18 protein-coding genes are annotated in these 14,811 nt (G+C 63.3%); 17 read left to right on the top strand and 1 reads right to left on the bottom strand.

Annotated elements, in window-relative coordinates; all coding sequences use genetic code 11:
* Positions 1 to 28 precede the first annotated feature (28 nt).
* The 5 genes from ACTJJX_RS25245 (at position 29) to ACTJJX_RS25225 (ending at position 3,628) form a co-directional block, all read left to right on the top strand.
* Positions 29 to 997, top strand: a complete 969-nt coding sequence (locus tag ACTJJX_RS25245) for a hypothetical protein (protein WP_023082371.1) — start codon at positions 29 to 31, stop codon at positions 995 to 997.
* Entirely contained in the window at positions 984 to 1,841 is an 858-nt protein-coding gene (locus tag ACTJJX_RS25240) for a hypothetical protein (RefSeq protein WP_021264627.1), read from the top strand. The genes ACTJJX_RS25245 and ACTJJX_RS25240 overlap by 14 nt, the downstream gene beginning before the upstream one ends.
* The gene (locus tag ACTJJX_RS25235; protein WP_023082372.1) at positions 1,834 to 2,385 is read left to right on the top strand and encodes a hypothetical protein; all 552 of its coding nucleotides are present in this window, start codon (positions 1,834 to 1,836) and stop codon (positions 2,383 to 2,385) included. Before ACTJJX_RS25240 ends, ACTJJX_RS25235 begins: the two co-directional genes overlap by 8 nt.
* Before the next feature lie 55 nt (positions 2,386 to 2,440).
* Entirely contained in the window at positions 2,441 to 3,055 is a 615-nt protein-coding gene (locus ACTJJX_RS25230; RefSeq protein ID WP_023082373.1) for a recombination protein NinG, read from the top strand.
* 78 nt (positions 3,056 to 3,133) lie between these two features.
* Complete coding sequence (locus ACTJJX_RS25225) at positions 3,134 to 3,628, top strand: hypothetical protein (protein WP_004349189.1); 495 nt, start codon at positions 3,134 to 3,136, stop codon at positions 3,626 to 3,628.
* Between the two features lie 2 nt (positions 3,629 to 3,630).
* Here the strand turns inward: ACTJJX_RS25225 and ACTJJX_RS25220 are convergent, their stop codons facing one another.
* On the bottom strand, positions 3,631 to 3,855 hold the full coding sequence (locus tag ACTJJX_RS25220) for a DUF7364 domain-containing protein (protein ID WP_023980885.1): 225 nt from the start codon (positions 3,853 to 3,855) through the stop codon (positions 3,631 to 3,633).
* A 152-nt stretch (positions 3,856 to 4,007) separates the two neighbouring features.
* Between ACTJJX_RS25220 and ACTJJX_RS25215 the strand changes: the two genes are divergently transcribed.
* The 12 genes from ACTJJX_RS25215 to ACTJJX_RS25160 all read left to right on the top strand — a co-directional run bounded on the left by ACTJJX_RS25215 (position 4,008) and on the right by ACTJJX_RS25160 (position 14,810).
* Entirely contained in the window at positions 4,008 to 4,574 is a 567-nt protein-coding gene (locus ACTJJX_RS25215; protein WP_004349191.1) for a hypothetical protein, read from the top strand.
* Complete coding sequence (locus tag ACTJJX_RS25210; RefSeq protein WP_023082374.1) at positions 4,571 to 5,854, top strand: PBSX family phage terminase large subunit; 1,284 nt, start codon at positions 4,571 to 4,573, stop codon at positions 5,852 to 5,854. Before ACTJJX_RS25215 ends, ACTJJX_RS25210 begins: the two co-directional genes overlap by 4 nt.
* A gap of 9 nt (positions 5,855 to 5,863) precedes the next feature.
* Positions 5,864 to 8,182, top strand: a complete 2,319-nt coding sequence (locus ACTJJX_RS25205; RefSeq protein WP_023082375.1) for a hypothetical protein — start codon at positions 5,864 to 5,866, stop codon at positions 8,180 to 8,182.
* Between the two features lie 146 nt (positions 8,183 to 8,328).
* A complete protein-coding gene (locus ACTJJX_RS25200) occupies positions 8,329 to 9,459 on the top strand; it encodes a hypothetical protein (RefSeq protein WP_065423640.1) in 1,131 nt (376 codons plus the stop codon).
* A 12-nt stretch (positions 9,460 to 9,471) separates the two neighbouring features.
* A complete protein-coding gene (locus tag ACTJJX_RS25195) occupies positions 9,472 to 10,764 on the top strand; it encodes a phage capsid family protein (RefSeq protein WP_023082376.1) in 1,293 nt (430 codons plus the stop codon).
* 58 nt (positions 10,765 to 10,822) lie between these two features.
* Positions 10,823 to 11,302 (top strand): hypothetical protein, encoded by a 480-nt coding sequence (locus ACTJJX_RS25190; protein WP_016263604.1) that lies wholly within the window; start codon positions 10,823 to 10,825, stop codon positions 11,300 to 11,302.
* A gap of 64 nt (positions 11,303 to 11,366) precedes the next feature.
* The gene (locus tag ACTJJX_RS25185) at positions 11,367 to 12,239 is read left to right on the top strand and encodes a RyR domain-containing protein (RefSeq protein WP_023082377.1); all 873 of its coding nucleotides are present in this window, start codon (positions 11,367 to 11,369) and stop codon (positions 12,237 to 12,239) included.
* A complete protein-coding gene (locus ACTJJX_RS25180) occupies positions 12,236 to 12,913 on the top strand; it encodes a phage adaptor protein (protein WP_023082378.1) in 678 nt (225 codons plus the stop codon). Before ACTJJX_RS25185 ends, ACTJJX_RS25180 begins: the two co-directional genes overlap by 4 nt.
* Positions 12,910 to 13,116: a hypothetical protein gene (locus tag ACTJJX_RS25175; protein WP_004349207.1), complete on the top strand. Its 207-nt coding sequence runs from the start codon at positions 12,910 to 12,912 to the stop codon at positions 13,114 to 13,116. The genes ACTJJX_RS25180 and ACTJJX_RS25175 overlap by 4 nt, the downstream gene beginning before the upstream one ends.
* Positions 13,097 to 13,504 carry a hypothetical protein gene (locus ACTJJX_RS25170; RefSeq protein ID WP_004349209.1) on the top strand — a complete coding sequence of 136 codons (408 nt, stop codon included), beginning with the start codon at positions 13,097 to 13,099 and terminating at the stop codon, positions 13,502 to 13,504. Before ACTJJX_RS25175 ends, ACTJJX_RS25170 begins: the two co-directional genes overlap by 20 nt.
* Before the next feature lie 23 nt (positions 13,505 to 13,527).
* Positions 13,528 to 13,953, top strand: a complete 426-nt coding sequence (locus tag ACTJJX_RS25165) for a hypothetical protein (RefSeq protein ID WP_010793300.1) — start codon at positions 13,528 to 13,530, stop codon at positions 13,951 to 13,953.
* Positions 13,953 to 14,810: a hypothetical protein gene (locus ACTJJX_RS25160; RefSeq protein ID WP_023082379.1), complete on the top strand. Its 858-nt coding sequence runs from the start codon at positions 13,953 to 13,955 to the stop codon at positions 14,808 to 14,810. Before ACTJJX_RS25165 ends, ACTJJX_RS25160 begins: the two co-directional genes overlap by 1 nt.
* Position 14,811 lies beyond the last annotated feature (1 nt).

Below are 14,811 nucleotides of genomic sequence, written 5' to 3'. Positions count from 1 at the left end.
TTGTCAGTGATCGAAGGTTGGCCCAGGTATGAATCTCGCGGACATGCTTGACCGTCCGATTGCATTCCAGCGTGCGTTCGTATCGTTGGGCGCCGGCATCACTGGTGCCTTGATGCTCTCGCAGGCGGTGTATTGGACCTGCCGCACCGAAGATGCGGACGGCTGGTTCTACAAGACCATGGACGAGTGGGAAGCCGAGACGGGCATGACCAGGTCCGAGCAGGAGGGTGCACGCAAGAAACTGGTGAAGTGCGGAGTCCTTGAGGAGATGAAGAAGGGTGTTCCTTGCCGGCTCTACTACCGAGTGAACATGGACGCGATAGCTGCAAACTTGAATGCGGAAAACCTGCAATCCAGTTTGCAGAAAACCCGCAAACAAGGATGCGGAAATCCTTCAGGCAAGTCTGCGGAAAAGCCGCAAGCCAGTACGCGGAAAAGCCGCGAGCAAGGTCGCGGAAAACCCGCAGTTCTTACAGAGACTACTTCAGAGATTACTTCAGAGATTACCCCTGAGATTTCTGCCGGGGAGGCTGCGCCGGCCCCGGGCGGGGAATTCGTCGGCGCCGAGCAAGAGCCCGGGCCGCGCTGCCAGATACCGGCCGACATGCCAGGCCCGAAAGACCCGAACTGCAAGGCGTACCGCACATGGGCCAACTACGCCATGGCCTATCGCACTCGATACACCGCTTGGCCGGTTTGGAACGCGTCGGTTGCCGGCAAGCTTTCGAAGCTGATCGATCGTGTGGGCCAGGCCGACGCGCCAAAGGTGGCCGCGTTCTACGTCAAGTGCATCCACGATGCTCGACTGATTGCTCAGCACCATCCCCTCGGCCTGTTGCTGGCGAACGCTGAGGGCTACCACACGATGTGGTTGACCAATCGCCCGACCACCGGAACGCAGGCACGCCAGCAGGAGAACACCGCATCGAACTTGTCCGCCGCTGAGCAGGCCCTGGCCGAGCAGAGAGCGAGGAGGGCTGCCCATGCTGACGCCTGAGCAACAAGACGAACTGCTGCTTTCCCTTTTCGGCACCGCCGAGGCAATGGGTCAGCAACTCACGCCGGCCGCTGCCCAACTCATGGTTCAAGACCTGGCTGCCTACGAAGAGCCAGTGCTGACCGCCGCATTGCAGGCCGTTCGCCGGGAGGGCGGACGATTCACTGTTGCCGCTGTACTCCGGCATGTCGAGTCCGCCGACGGTCGGCCCGAGCCGAACGAGGCCTGGGCGATCGCCCTACAGAGCTTCGACGAGGCTGAAACGGTGCTTATGACGCCGGAAATCCAGCAGGCGGCTGTGGTAGCCGCACCGCTTATGAAGGGGCGTGGTGACCGGGTGGGCGCGCGCATGGCGTTCATTGCCGCCTACGAGCGCCTGCTCACTCGTGCCAGGCAGCAGGCGCTGCCCGCCAGGTGGTCGCTGTCGTTGGGCAGCGATGCGGGCCGCCGAGCTGCTGCGATCGAGGAAGCGGAACGCCTGGGGCGTCTGCTGGCGCCGGCAGCGCAGTTGCTGCTCGAACAGCACGTACTCGAACCGGTTTCGCCGGCCGGCAGCGCAATCGCCGGGCTGCTGACTGGACCCTCCGACCGGCTGCTGGCACTGACGAATGACCCACTGACCCGCGAAGCCCTTGCGAGGGAGGCTGCTGGTGGGGGGGATGTGCCAGACGACTTTCGCCGGCGGCTTGAAGACATCAAGAAGCGCTTGGTCCGCAGGGAAAAGGCGAAGGTCCGACTGCGTGATCGCCACCTGCGCCACGAGCGCGAAGACATGGACCGTCGGCGCGCCGCGGTTCTTCAAACCATCGATCAGCTACAGAGCCAGGAGGTTCAACATGGCTGAAGCACTATCAACCCAGGCGCCGGCCAAGAGCGCGGCGGCGAAGAGGAAGCGCGCCGGGCGGCCGATCTACCTGGAGTTCAAGCGCATGGTCGACCCGGACACCGGCGAGGTTCGCCTGGCCCTGGTCGCCGACAGCGGCATCGACAAGTTCCTGCTGAAGGAGCGCGGGTATAAGGCTGGCGCAAAAGTGCGCGCGGAGCTGAAGCAGCCGCGGGACGTTCGCAAGCACCGCCTGGTCCACCGCCTGGGCCAGTTAGTCGCGCGCAATGTGGATGGGTTCCAGGGGATGGATGCGCACTCGGTGATCAAGAAGCTACAGGGAGACGCCGGGGTCTGCTGTAGCTCGGAGTATTTCGACCTGGGCGGGCTGGGGCGCGTGTCGCGCCTGGTGCCGGAGTCGTTGGCGTTCGACGAAATGCCCGAGGAGCGGTTCCTTGAGTTCTGGCGAGGCATCTGCCAGCACCTGATCGAGCACTACTGGACGGGCATGAGCGAAGAGCAGATCGGCGACATGATCAACATGATGCCCGAGGAGGTGGTATGACCCGGAGCCGCGACGACTACTGGGGATTCGTCGACCCTACCGCGGAGGTGGTGTGATGCTGGTCGCCGCGAAGAAGCCTCGCAAGAAGACGTGCAAGGCGTGCCGGGAGGTATTCACCCCGGAGCGATCGCTACAGTCAGTGTGCAGTCCGAAGTGCGGATTGGCGTTGGCGGCTGCCAAGCGAGAGAGAGAGCGGAAGTCTCTGGCGAAGATAGAGCGCCGCGAGATCCGTGCGGCCAAGGAACGCTTCAAGACCCGTTCGGACCATATGCGTGAGGCGCAGGCCGCTTTCAACGAGTGGATTCGCCTACGCGACGCCGACAAGCCATGTATCAGTTGCGATTCCACGGCCTATGACGCAGGGCTGATCACCGGCAGTCGCTGGGATGCAGGGCATTACCGCTCCGTCGGTGCTTGTCAGGCTCTGCGCTTCGAGCCGCTGAACGTGCATCGGCAGTGCGTGCGTTGCAACAGGGACATGTCCGGCAACGTGGTGGAGTACCGCATACGCTTGGTCCAGCGCATCGGCGCCGAGAAAGTCGAATGGCTAGAGGGGCCGCACGAGCCCCGGCGGTTTCCTATCGATGAACTGAAGGAGATCAAGGCCAAGTATCGAGCGCTGTCTCGGGAGCTGAAGCGCAAGATGGGGAGGGGAGTAGGGCATGGCTGACCCTCAGTTCAAGGAGTGGCTGCAGGAGCAGTGGCGCATTCTGCGTCAACACGGGCTCATCGCTGAAGGGGAGAGCAGATGAAGAAATCTTCGACCCAGGTTGTACTCGACGCCGTTCGGGAACTGCACAGCCAGCAGCAGATCGTTACTCGCCAGACCCTGGTCGAACTCACGGGGCTGAAGCCCGGCGTTGTCGATGACCGCCTGTCCGTTCTGGTGGACGACTTGCTGGTGCTGCGCGTCGAGCGCGGAGTGTTCGTACCGGCACCGCAGTTCGATCCGCCCAGGCCGATCACTATCACGCAGATACCAGGTGGCTGGGCGAAGGTCGAGATCAGCGATGATCACGTCATCACGCTTACGCCAGCGGAGAAGCGGATGCTCGGCGAACTGTTGGCGGGTGCTGCTCAGCAGTTCGCAGCGATCGATATCGGGCATTCGAACCAGATACTGGCCGCAGAGCTGGCGATCAAGATACGGAAGCTGGAAAGAGAAGTGGCAGCATTGCGCGCAGACAGGACCGATGGTGGGCAACTCACCTTAGCCATGAGTGATGCCGCTGCTGTGCAATAGACTCAGCATAGGGCGACGATATCACCAGCAGCCACTCGCTCAGACAGAGCCGTCAGCCTGCCGATTCCTTCTTGCAGGAATCGGCTCAGTTGCTCGATGCACTCGTGCTGATCCTGAGTGAGGCGAAACTCCGACTCCATGGCTGCCATCAAGTCCAGGCAGCACTGATTGAGGAAACCTACCTCTAGCAGTTCTGCCCGTAATCGACGCCTCAGTATCTCGTCCATTCCAATGTCCATCTACTTCGCATAAGCAGTTGGGGACCGTAGCAAAAACGAGATGCCAGTCACAATTATCAGAACGATTAGGGTTTTCGCCAACCTGCATGATCCCCCTGTAGGGTTCGACCCATCCCCTCTGGCCCGGACAATTCCGGGTCATGACTCAGAAGCCCAGCACAAAACCGAAGAAGGCCCCGGTAGCGAAGAAGCGCGCTACTGGGGCTTCCGCACGTCCCCCAGCCAAGACCGCAGCGAAACGGCCACCGGGTCGCCCGAGCAGATATACGCCCACTGTCGGCCTGGCTGTCTGTACCGCGCTTGCCGAGGGCATGAGCCTACGGAAGGTATGCCAGTTACCGGGTATGCCAGCGATGTCCACGTTCCTCCGGTGGCTGGCCGACGAGCAGCATGCGGATTTGCGAGAGCAGTACGCGCGCGCGCGCGAGGCACAGGCCGACACACTCGCTGAAGAGATCCTGCAGATCGCCGACGACGGCTCGAACGACACATACACGGACGATGAAGGCCGCACGCATGTCGACTACGACCATATCTCCAGGTCGAAGCTGCGCGTAGATGCTCGAAAGTGGTTGGCGTCGAAGATGGCGCCCAAGAAGTATGGCGACCGCATCACCAACGAGCACACTGGCGCGAATGGTGGCGCCATAGAGGTCAAGAGCACAGTCACCTTCGTGCAGCCCAAGCCACGAGGTGACGACGAGTGACCACCTTCGTCGCTGCGCCTCTCAACCTGAACATCACGCTCCCCTTCAAACTGGCGCCTCTGTACGAGGCGCGCCGGTACAAGGTCATGCGTGGTGGGCGCGGCGGCGGTAAGTCCCATGGCGTGGCCCAGGTGCTGCTCGACATGGGCGCGCGCAACCCCCTGCGCATCCTCTGCGCGCGGGAAATCCAGAAGTCTATGCGCGACTCGGTTCACCGGCTGCTGCGCGACTACATCGTCAAGCTCGGCCTGACCGAGTTCTACGAGGTGCTGGACACCGAGATTCGTGGCCGCAACGGCACGCTGTTCCTGTTCTCCGGCCTGCAAGGGCACACCGTCGATTCCATCAAGTCCTTTGAGGGCGTAGACATCGTATGGGTGGAAGAAGCCCAGGGCGTGTGCAAGAAGTCCTGGGACGTGCTGATCCCGACAATCCGCAAGGACGGATCGGAGATATGGCTGACGCTCAACCCTGCGATGGACACCGACGACACCTACGTGCGGTTCTGCGCCGCGCCGGATGACGACGTGTGGCTCTGCGAAATCAACTGGCGCGACAACCCGTGGTTCCCTGATGTCCTCAACCAGGAGCGCCTGCGCGCCAAGCGCTCCATGTCGCAGGAGGACTACGAGCACATCTGGGAAGGCAAGCCGCGCACCGTGGCCGAGGGTGCCATCTACCGCCATGAAATCCTGGACCTGATGGAAAGCGGGCGCGTTCGCCCGGTGCCATACGACCCTCTGCTACCCGTCCACACGGTATGGGACTTGGGCTGGAACGACGCTATGACCATCGGCTTTGTCCAGCGCGGGCCGATGGACGTGCGAATCATCGACTACATCGAGGACAGCCATCGCACGCTGGATTGGTACGTGGCGCAGATCGAGAAACGCCCGTATCGCTGGGGCATCGACTACCTGCCGCACGACGGTCGTACCCGCAACTACCAGACCGGCAAGAGCACCGAGGAACAGCTACAGGCGATGGGCCGCAAGGTCCACGTCCTGGCCGCCACCAGCATAGAGGAAGGCATCAAGGCCGTCCGCATGCTGTTCCCGCGCTGCTACTTCGACAAGGACAAGACCGGGCGCCTGGTGGAGTGCCTGAAGCGCTACCGCCGTGCCCTACACCAGCAGACCGGAGAGGCCATGGCGCCCCTGCACGACGAATACAGCCACGGCTCCGACATGTTCCGCTACGTCGGCCAGGCCGTGGAAATCATGCCCAACGAAATGGAACGCACCTACGAGGAAGCGGAAGCGCCTGACTGGCGACTGTGAGGACACGACATGCAGATCACTGAGAATGACCGCCAGTACATGAATGGCCTGCCACCGGCCGGCGACACGCCGCTGACCGTGGACGAGTACGCCGACATCAACTACGAAATCGAGGACCAGCCCGCGTGGCGCGCCGTCGCCGACAAGGAAATGGATTACGCGGACGGGAACCAGCTCGACACCGACCTGCTGCGTCGCCAGCAGGCACTGGGCATCCCGCCCGCGGTAGAAGACCTGATTGGCCCGGCCCTGCTGTCCCTGCAAGGCTACGAGGCCGTCACTCGCACCGACTGGCGCGTGACGCCGAACGGCGACGTGGGTGGCCAGGACGTGGCCGACGCCCTGAACTACCGGCTGAACACGGCAGAGCGCCAGTCTGGTGCCGACCGCGCATGCTCCGAAGCGTTCCGGCCGCAGATCGCGTGCGGTATCGGCTGGGTAGAGGTCAGCCGCGAGTCGGACCCGTTCAAGTTCCCGTACCGCTGCCGGCCTATCCGCCGCGACGAAATTCACTGGGACATGAAGTGCGGCGACGACTGGGAGGCTTGCCGCTTCCTGCGCCGGCAGCGCTGGCTGTCACCTGATCGCATTGCCCTGGTGTTCCCGGAGCATGCCGAACTGATCGGCATGGTAGGTAAGTACGGCAGCACATGGTGGGGCCAGCCCGATCTCGGAATGATGGAAGGCGGCACATCCACCGGTCTGCACAACGCATGGAGCGAGGCGCGGGCATGGACCGTGCAGGAGGACCGCTGGTACAACCCAAGCAGCAAGGAAATCTGCCTGGTGGAACTCTGGTATCGCCGCTGGGTGCAGGTCCACGTCCTGAAATCACCCGATGGCCGAGTCGTCGAGTACGACCCGAACAACCTGGCGCACAACATCGCGCTGGCGTCCGGCCGCATTTCACCGAAGAAGGTGACGGTATCCCGCGTGCGCCGCTCCTACTGGCTCGGGCCGCACTGCCTGCACGATGGGCCAAGCCCATACACACATCGTCACTTCCCCTACGTGCCGTTCTTCGGCTTCCGCGAGGATGCCACCGGAATTCCATACGGGTACGTGCGCGGCATGAAATACGCCCAGGACAGCCTGAATAGCGGTATGTCCAAGCTCCGCTGGGGCATGAGCGTCACTCGAGTGGAGCGTACCAAGGGCGCGGTAGACATGACCGACGCCCAACTACGCCGGCAGATCGCACGTCCGGATGCCGACATCGTGCTGAACGCTGAGCACTTCGCAAGCAACAGGGGCGCTCGCTTCGAGGTAAAGCGCGACTACACCCTGACTGACCAGCATTTCCAGATGCTCCAGGACAACCGCGCCACCATCGAGCGCGTAAGCAACATCACGGCCGGTTTCCAGGGGCGCAAAGGCACGGCCACCAGCGGCATCCAGGAACAGCAGCAGATCGAGCAGAGTAACCAGTCCATTGGCCGGATCATGGACAACTTCCGCGCCGGCCGGACCCTGGTGGGCGAACTGCTGCTGGCAATGATCGTCGAGGACATCGGCCAGGAGCGCACTGAGGTTGTTATCGAAGGCGATGCCGTGACCGCCGATCGTGTCGTGGTGCTCAACGAGCCGCAGCGCGATCCGCAGACCGGCGCCGCCTACCTGTCCAATGATCTGCTGCGCACTCGGATCAAGGTCGCCCTCGAGGACGTTCCCAGCACCAACAGCTACCGCGGCCAGCAGCTCAACGCGATGTCCGAGGCCGTCAAGAGCATGCCGCCGCAGTACCAGGCCGCTGTCCTGCCGTTCCTGGTCAGCCTCATGGACGTGCCGTTCAAGCGCGACGTGGTGGAGGCCATCCGAGCCGTTGATCAACAGCAGACCCCGGAGCAGATCCAGCAGCAGATCGACCAGGCCGTGCAGGACGCCCTGGCCAAGGCCGGAAACGACATCAAGCTGCGCGAACTGGAGATCAAGGAGCGCAAGGCGGATAGCGAAATCAGTGGGCTGAACGCCAAGGCAGTGCAGATCGGGGTGCAGGCCGCATTCAGTGCCATGCAGGCCGGCGCCCAGATTGCGCAGATGCCGATGATCGCGCCGATCGCCGACGCCGTGATGCAGAGCGCTGGATACCAGCGCCCGAACCCTGCTGGTGACGACCCGAATTACCCCGTAGCCGACCAGACGGCGGCAATGAACATCAAGTCGCCCTACATCCAAGGGCAGGGGCCGGCAGCAGCAGAAGCTGAGGCCGAGGAGGCTCCGGTACGCAGGAACACCAGCCCGACATATCCGCCGGTGCCGGCCGAAGCCCCGACCGGCCAGCGCGGAATAGAGACGCCGAGTACGGCTGACAACCTGCCGCAGCCCTGACACACCTCCGCTACAACTCGCCAACCTGAAACCCTACCGGGCCACCCCCTGTAGGGTTTCGTTCTTCCTGCACCTGTCTCCGACACTGCCGCCCAAGCCAAGGCGTCTCCGAACGCCGGCGAGACGCGGAGTAATCCGCATTGCTGATGACCCTTGCGGCCACGGCGATATGTGGCGGGATAGGCATGAAAAAAGACGAGCTTTTCCAAGAGATAGACGGTGGACGGCCGACACCCGAACAGGCTGCCAGGATGATTGAACTGGCAATGGGCGATACCAGCAATTTCATGCTGGACAGCGACGAGCCCAACGTCGCAGCCGACGCGGGTGCCGGCGATGCTGGCGAGGCCAGCGCCGATGCCGCCGATCAGGCAGACAACACCGAACAGAACACCGACGCGCAGCAGGGCGCGGGTGACGCCGGCGCTTCGGCTGGTGGCGACCAACAGGGCAAGACGCCCGACGCCAAAGAGCTAAACGCCGAGAACGCCGTGATCCTGGCCAAGGACGGCAAGCACACCATCGGCTACGAGAAGCTGGTGGAAGCGAGACAGGGAGAACAGCACTGGAAAGCCCAGGCCCAGGCCGCGCAGGCAGAGCTACAACGCCTGCGGGATGAGGCAGCAGCGCGCGCCACGGCAGGCGAGGCCCCGACGTCGCAGGACAACCAACTGGCGGCGGCTCAGGCTGCCATGGATCAGGGGGTTGACCCGGCGATCTTCGGTGACTTCAGCGAGGAAGCGCTGGCCGCGGGCATCCAGAAGCTGATCGACGCGAAGGTGGAAGCGCGCGTGAGCGCACTCGTGGACCAGAAGCTGGCACCGATCCAGAAGAAGGAAGCCGAGAGCGCCGCGAGCGCCCACCTGAATGCGATCTACGAGGCCCACCCGGACGCCGACTCCATTGCGGAGAGCAAGGAGTTCGGGGACTGGGTGGCGTCCCGTCCGGCATATGAGCGCGCGAGCATCGCCAAGGTGCTGGAAGACGGCACCGCGGCCGATGTCATCGAACTGTTCGGTTCGTTCAAGTCCGCCACCGGAAACGCTCAGCAGTCGCAGCAGCAACCGAACGCGCAAGACGCGAAGGCTGCGGCCCAGGCTGCCATCAACAAAGCCAAGACCGAACCGCCGGCCAGTCTCTCGGATATCCCGGGCGGCAAGCCTCCGGCTGGCAACCGATTCGAGGCCATCGCAGCAATGGATCCGGCATCCATGTCGGACGCCCTGCGCGGTATGAGCCCCGATCAGGTCGAGGCATTCCTGAACCGGAACATGTAAGGGAGCTACCCCATGACCGCAAGCAAAACCACCATGCGTTACGGTGATCCGAACGCGATGATCCAACAGGCCGCCGGCTTGTTCGCGCTCTGCCAGGGCCGCAACTCGACCCTGAACCGCTTGACCGGCAAGATGCCGAGCGGCACCAGCGACGCCGAGAAGAAGACCAAGGGCCAGTCGAGCCTGGAACTTCCCATCGTCCAGGCCCAGGACCTGGGCCGCAACAAGGGCGACGAGGTGCGTTTCCACTTCGTGCAGCCGGCGAACGCCTTCCCGATCATGGGTAGCGAGTACGCCGAGGGCAAGGGCACTGGCTTGAAGATCGGCAGCGACCAACTGCGCGTCAACCAGGCCCGCTTCCCGGTGGACCTTGGCGATGTGATGTCGCAGATTCGCAACCCCTACGACCTGCGCCGCCTCGGCCGTCCGAAGGCGAAGTGGTTCATGGACGCCTACCTGGACCAGTCCATGCTGGTTCACCTGGCCGGCGCCCGTGGTAACCACTACAACAAGGAGTGGTGCCTCCCGCTGGAGACGCACCCGAAGCTGGCTGACATGCTGGTCAACCGCGTCAAGGCGCCGACCAAGAATCGTCACTTCGTGGCCAGCGCCGATGCCATCACTGGCGTTGCGCCGAATGCGGGGGAGTACAACATCACCACCGCCGACGTGCTGGACGTGGATGTGGTCGACTCCATCGCCACCTACATGGACCAGATCGAGCTGCCGCCGCCGCCCGTGAAGTTCGAGGGCGACGAGGCCGCCGAGGATTCGCCGATCCGCGTCCTGCTGTGCTCGCCGGCCCAGTACAACAGCTTCGCCAAGCAGGAGAAGTTCCGTAGTTGGCAGGCTGCTGCACTGGCGCGCGCGTCGAACGCCAAGCAGCACCCGATCTTCCGCGTCGATGCGGGCCTGTGGTCCAACACCCTCATCATCAAGATGCCGAAGCCGATCCGCTTCTACGCGGGCGACCCCATCAAGTATTGCGCCGCCTACAACTCGGAAGCCGAGTTGAGCGCCGTGGTGCCGGATAGCTTCGGCAATCAGTACGCGGTGGACCGCGCCCTGCTGCTGGGCGGCCAGGCTCTGGCGCAAGCCTGGGCGGCTTCCGAGCACTCCGGCATGCCGTTCTTCTGGTCCGAGAAGGACATGGACCACGGCGACAAGCTGGAACTGCTGATCGGCGCGATCCTCGGCTGCTCCAAGATTCGTTTCGCCGTCGAGGCGACCAACGGCTTGGAGTACACCGACCACGGCGTGATGGCGATCGACACCGCCGTCAAGATCATCGGCCCCCGCAAGTAAGCGACAAGGGTCGGTGATCCCGGCCCTTTCCTTCGTCCAGATTGAAAGGAGGCCCGTTATGGCCCAGTACAAGACCATCCCGCTCGGCGGCCAGTTCGGCGGTTTCACGCCGTATGGCAACCTGACCACCCTGCGTTACCAGCTCGCGACCAACGCGGCCGGCGTTCTGCTCAACAGCAGTGCCGCCGCCGCGCTGGCGGTGGGCGACGTCGTGGCGTTCGAGTTCCCGTTGCCCGCCGGCTTCGTCGCCGAAGACCTGCAACTGGTGATTTCCGACCACTTCGGTGCCGGCGTGACCGCTGACGTGGGCTTTGCCTACGCCGACGGCGTGGACGACGCGACCTATCCGCAGGACGCCGCATATTTCGGCGCTGGCCTGCTGCTGTCGGCCGCTGCGCGCCTGCGCACCAGTTCCAGCAAGGCGCTGTTCGCGCTGCCCAAGGACGCCAACCTGGTTATCACCATCAAAGGCGCTGCCGTCGCGGAGGCGGGCAAGCTCCAGGTGATCGTCCACGGCGAGCGCCTCGGCGCAGTCTAAGCGCCGCCGCCCCACGAAGGGCCGGCCTGTGCTGGCCCTTCTGTCACGCAGGAGTAGGACATTCATGAAACCCATCCTCATCGCCACCATCGCCCACGCGATCAATTCCGCCTACTGCCTCGCCATCGGCGACAAGGTGGCGCCACCGTTCGCCGAGTGCCCGGAAGACATGCAGCGCGGCATCCTGGCCGGCGTGCAACTCCACCTGGACAACCCAGACACCACCCCCGAGCAGTCCCATGAGTCCTGGCTGGCGGACAAGCTGGCCAACGGCTGGGTCCATGGCGAGGTCAAGGACTTCGAGGCGAAGACGCACCCGTGCTGCGTTCCCTACGCCGAGTTGCCCGAGTCGCAGAAGGTCAAGGACTACCTGTTCCGCGCCGTGGTTCATGCACTCAAGGACATCCCGGACGCTGGGAGCCAGGACGCCGACGCGCGCGTGGCTGAGTTGCAAGACCAACTCAACGAGGTGCTAGGCAAGAATGCGGCCCTGGTGGCGCAGATTGCGAGCGACGGCGTGCCCATGCTGGATAACGGCGTGCCCATCAAGTACATCGGCCCGCGGGAAAGCTTCACCGACCGTCTGTATGGCTCGGGGCTGATGTTCACCCAAGGGCAGGTGCGTAGCGTGCCCGGCGACCTGGCGCGTCGATTCCTCAACCATCGCGACCTGTTCGAGCGCTCCACCGGCCCCGCACCGGCCGGCGACGACACCAAGCAGGTGATCGCGCAGGCCCAGCAGGAGCAGAAGGAGCGCACTCGCAAGGAGGAAGACCTATCGGCCCTGCACCGGGAGGTGGACAACTTCGCCGACTTCACCAGCCTGGCGGCATTCGCCAAGGACCGCTACGGACTGAACTTGGTCAAGCAGCACGGCTTGGCGCGCTCCCGTGATGCCGTCCACGCACGCATCGACCAGTTCGGTGGCGCGGTATGACGCTGGCCGACCTGATCCGCCGAGTTCGCACGGACGCGAATGACATGGTGGAGCCGTATTTCTGGTCGGACCAGGACGTGGCCGACTGGCTCAACGACGCAGTGCGCGAAGCCGCCGTGCGCGGCAGGCTGATCCACGAGAGCCAGGCCGACGCCGTCTGCCGCATCGAGGTGGTCGCCGGAACTGCCGTCTACCAGTTGCATGCGTCGCTATACGAACTGACGCACCTTGGCTTCTACCCGGCCGATATGTCGCGCCCGACCATGCCGGTGCTGAAGTCGGCCGAGGTGCTTGATGCGGAGAGGCCCGGCTGGCGCGCCTGCACCGGCAAGCCGCTGTACGCAATCCAGCACGACACCACGCTGCGCCTGGCTCCGACCCCTGACCGCGCCGGTATCTTGCGTCTTGAAGGCTACCGCACGCCCCTGGCGGACATGACGCTGACCGACAAGGACACCGTGCAGCCGGAGATACACCCCGAACACCACCGGCACCTGGTCCAGTGGGCGCTGCATCGCGGATTCAGCATCCCCGACATGGAATCGTTTGACCCGAGCCGCGCCGCACTGGCCGAGGATGCCTTCACGGCCTACTTCGGCCAGCGGCCCGACTCCGACCTGCGGCGCATCACCCGTGAGGACGTTCCTCACCATGTAGAGGCATTCTGGCCATGAGCAAGAAGATGAGCGTGGACCTGAAGGTCGGAGAGGTACTGCTGATCGATGGTACTGCCATCCGCCTGGAGAAGAAGTCCGGGCAGGTGGCGCGCCTGCAGATCTCGGCCGACGAAGGCACCGTTATTCAAAACCCCGCAGCAGCGCGCAGGAGTGCGCTCCAAGACCTGGAGCACACCCCTGATGGCAAATACCCTCTATGACTATGCCCGCCAGCGCTTCCTGGAAGGTCAGTTCAACTGGATGACCGACACGATCAAGGTGATCCTGGTCGATACCGGCGCCTACACGCCGCAGACTGCGATCCACCAGTACCTGTCGGATATCCCGTCGTCGTCCCGGATCGCTGGTCCGGTCACTCTCACCGCGAAGACCACCACTGGCGGCGCCGCCGACGGTGCGGATGTGACGTTCACCAGTGTGTCCGGCGCGAGCATCGAGGCAATCATTATCTACAAGGACACCGGTACCGAGTCCACCAGCCCGCTGATTGCATTCATCGACACGGCTACCGGCCTGCCGATCACCCCCAACGGCGGCGACATCATCGTCACCTGGGATAACGGCACCAACAAAATCTTCAAGGTCTGAGCGCCTGCGCGCAGGAGTGCGAAATGCAAGGGCATCAACACCCGCACGAGAAGAACGCCGACTGTCATTGCGTGGCATGCCGGCCGCTTGAACGCCCCTGTGATTGTGAGGGCTGCATGAGGCTGATGAGTGGCTCGGGCAAGCCGCCAGCGCAGGGTATCGGTGTCAAGGGTATCGAGCCCAGGCCCATTGAACTGACGCCGAGCCAGGAAATGTACGTCAACTGGAAGGCTGTAGGCGCCTTGCCTCCGTTCCAGATGTTCGTTCACGAGCAGGCTCCATGTCCGCCCGACCGCTGCCAGCAGCAGTGGGCTATCGACTACGGTGTGCGCTACGGCGCCCAGGTCGGAGACAGGGTGCTGCTGGAGCGCTATGCACAGTGGCACCAGGCGAAAGGCTACTGGCCAGACGAAACGATCCTCGGTCAACCGGTTGAAGGAGCGAATTAATGGCCGACACCATCGACCTGGACGGCGAAAAATTCGTCTCTCCATCATTCGTCACCAGTGCGACATCGCTCGACGACATCTATACCGCCTGGGTGGCCGACTTCCAAGGCCCAACGACGGCCTATAACCCTAGCTGGCCGAGCACCGATGATAGTGCGACGCTGCTACCAATCCCGCCGTTGTGGACCGGCGGCGCCGATAGGTTGGTTGTTTCTACCGAGTGCGGTGTGGAGATTGTCCCCTACCAGTTCACCTCGGCCAGTACGCACTACTCACAGGCGATCGCAGGAGTTAGCCGGTACTACTCGATCAACTGCGGGCTGCGCCTGGCGATTATCTTCCACCCGACTGGTGTCGACTCAGGTATTACCAGCTTTTCGGGCAACTACAACGCCGACCTGGCGCTATTTCGCGGCACGCATAACCGATCCAGTGAAAACGTCCAATTCGTGGCGCGTGTCGTTCCGGGCAGGCAAATCGATGTGGCCATCAAGAACACCGCCCAAACTGCTGGACTCCCCATCAAGCTGGTGGTCCTCAACGGCACCACTGTGGTGTCTTCCACCGACCTGACTACGATCGTTCAGGGTGGTGTCACACTGGTGACATGTTCCATCTACGGTGGAACCGTCTCGGGCACCGTCGTGGACCAGGCTGGCCAGCCTGCTACCCGCATCGTCCATGTTCACGAGCGCGAAACAGGGTCGGTGATTGGTAGAGGACGCAGCGACTCATCAGGTCTGTTCGAAATTCCGGTCATCGCGAAGGTGGGTACCACCATGTACGTAGTCGGCCTGGACGATGAGAACTCGCCGCTGATCAATGCTGTGATCGCCGATCGCATCGTGCTGGAGTAGC

The organism is Pseudomonas sp. 22490 (assembly GCF_052044465.1).
Classification (GTDB): Bacteria; Pseudomonadota; Gammaproteobacteria; order Pseudomonadales; family Pseudomonadaceae; genus Pseudomonas; species Pseudomonas aeruginosa.
This window is presented reverse-complemented; position numbering and strand designations above follow the sequence as displayed.

Coding starts and splice junctions, on each gene's coding strand:
- ACTJJX_RS25245 (WP_023082371.1), top strand. CDS start 29: ATGAATCTCGCGGACATGCTTGACCGTCCGATTGCATTCCAGCGTGCG.
- ACTJJX_RS25165 (WP_010793300.1), top strand. CDS start 13,528: ATGCAAGGGCATCAACACCCGCACGAGAAGAACGCCGACTGTCATTGC.
- ACTJJX_RS25185 (WP_023082377.1), top strand. CDS start 11,367: ATGAAACCCATCCTCATCGCCACCATCGCCCACGCGATCAATTCCGCC.
- ACTJJX_RS25225 (WP_004349189.1), top strand. CDS start 3,134: ATGAAGAAATCTTCGACCCAGGTTGTACTCGACGCCGTTCGGGAACTG.
- ACTJJX_RS25220 (WP_023980885.1), bottom strand. CDS start 3,855: ATGGACGAGATACTGAGGCGTCGATTACGGGCAGAACTGCTAGAGGTA.
- ACTJJX_RS25175 (WP_004349207.1), top strand. CDS start 12,910: ATGAGCAAGAAGATGAGCGTGGACCTGAAGGTCGGAGAGGTACTGCTG.
- ACTJJX_RS25170 (WP_004349209.1), top strand. CDS start 13,097: ATGGCAAATACCCTCTATGACTATGCCCGCCAGCGCTTCCTGGAAGGT.
- ACTJJX_RS25240 (WP_021264627.1), top strand. CDS start 984: ATGCTGACGCCTGAGCAACAAGACGAACTGCTGCTTTCCCTTTTCGGC.
- ACTJJX_RS25160 (WP_023082379.1), top strand. CDS start 13,953: ATGGCCGACACCATCGACCTGGACGGCGAAAAATTCGTCTCTCCATCA.
- ACTJJX_RS25190 (WP_016263604.1), top strand. CDS start 10,823: ATGGCCCAGTACAAGACCATCCCGCTCGGCGGCCAGTTCGGCGGTTTC.
- ACTJJX_RS25205 (WP_023082375.1), top strand. CDS start 5,864: ATGCAGATCACTGAGAATGACCGCCAGTACATGAATGGCCTGCCACCG.
- ACTJJX_RS25230 (WP_023082373.1), top strand. CDS start 2,441: ATGCTGGTCGCCGCGAAGAAGCCTCGCAAGAAGACGTGCAAGGCGTGC.
- ACTJJX_RS25195 (WP_023082376.1), top strand. CDS start 9,472: ATGACCGCAAGCAAAACCACCATGCGTTACGGTGATCCGAACGCGATG.
- ACTJJX_RS25200 (WP_065423640.1), top strand. CDS start 8,329: ATGACCCTTGCGGCCACGGCGATATGTGGCGGGATAGGCATGAAAAAA.
- ACTJJX_RS25180 (WP_023082378.1), top strand. CDS start 12,236: ATGACGCTGGCCGACCTGATCCGCCGAGTTCGCACGGACGCGAATGAC.
- ACTJJX_RS25235 (WP_023082372.1), top strand. CDS start 1,834: ATGGCTGAAGCACTATCAACCCAGGCGCCGGCCAAGAGCGCGGCGGCG.
- ACTJJX_RS25215 (WP_004349191.1), top strand. CDS start 4,008: ATGACTCAGAAGCCCAGCACAAAACCGAAGAAGGCCCCGGTAGCGAAG.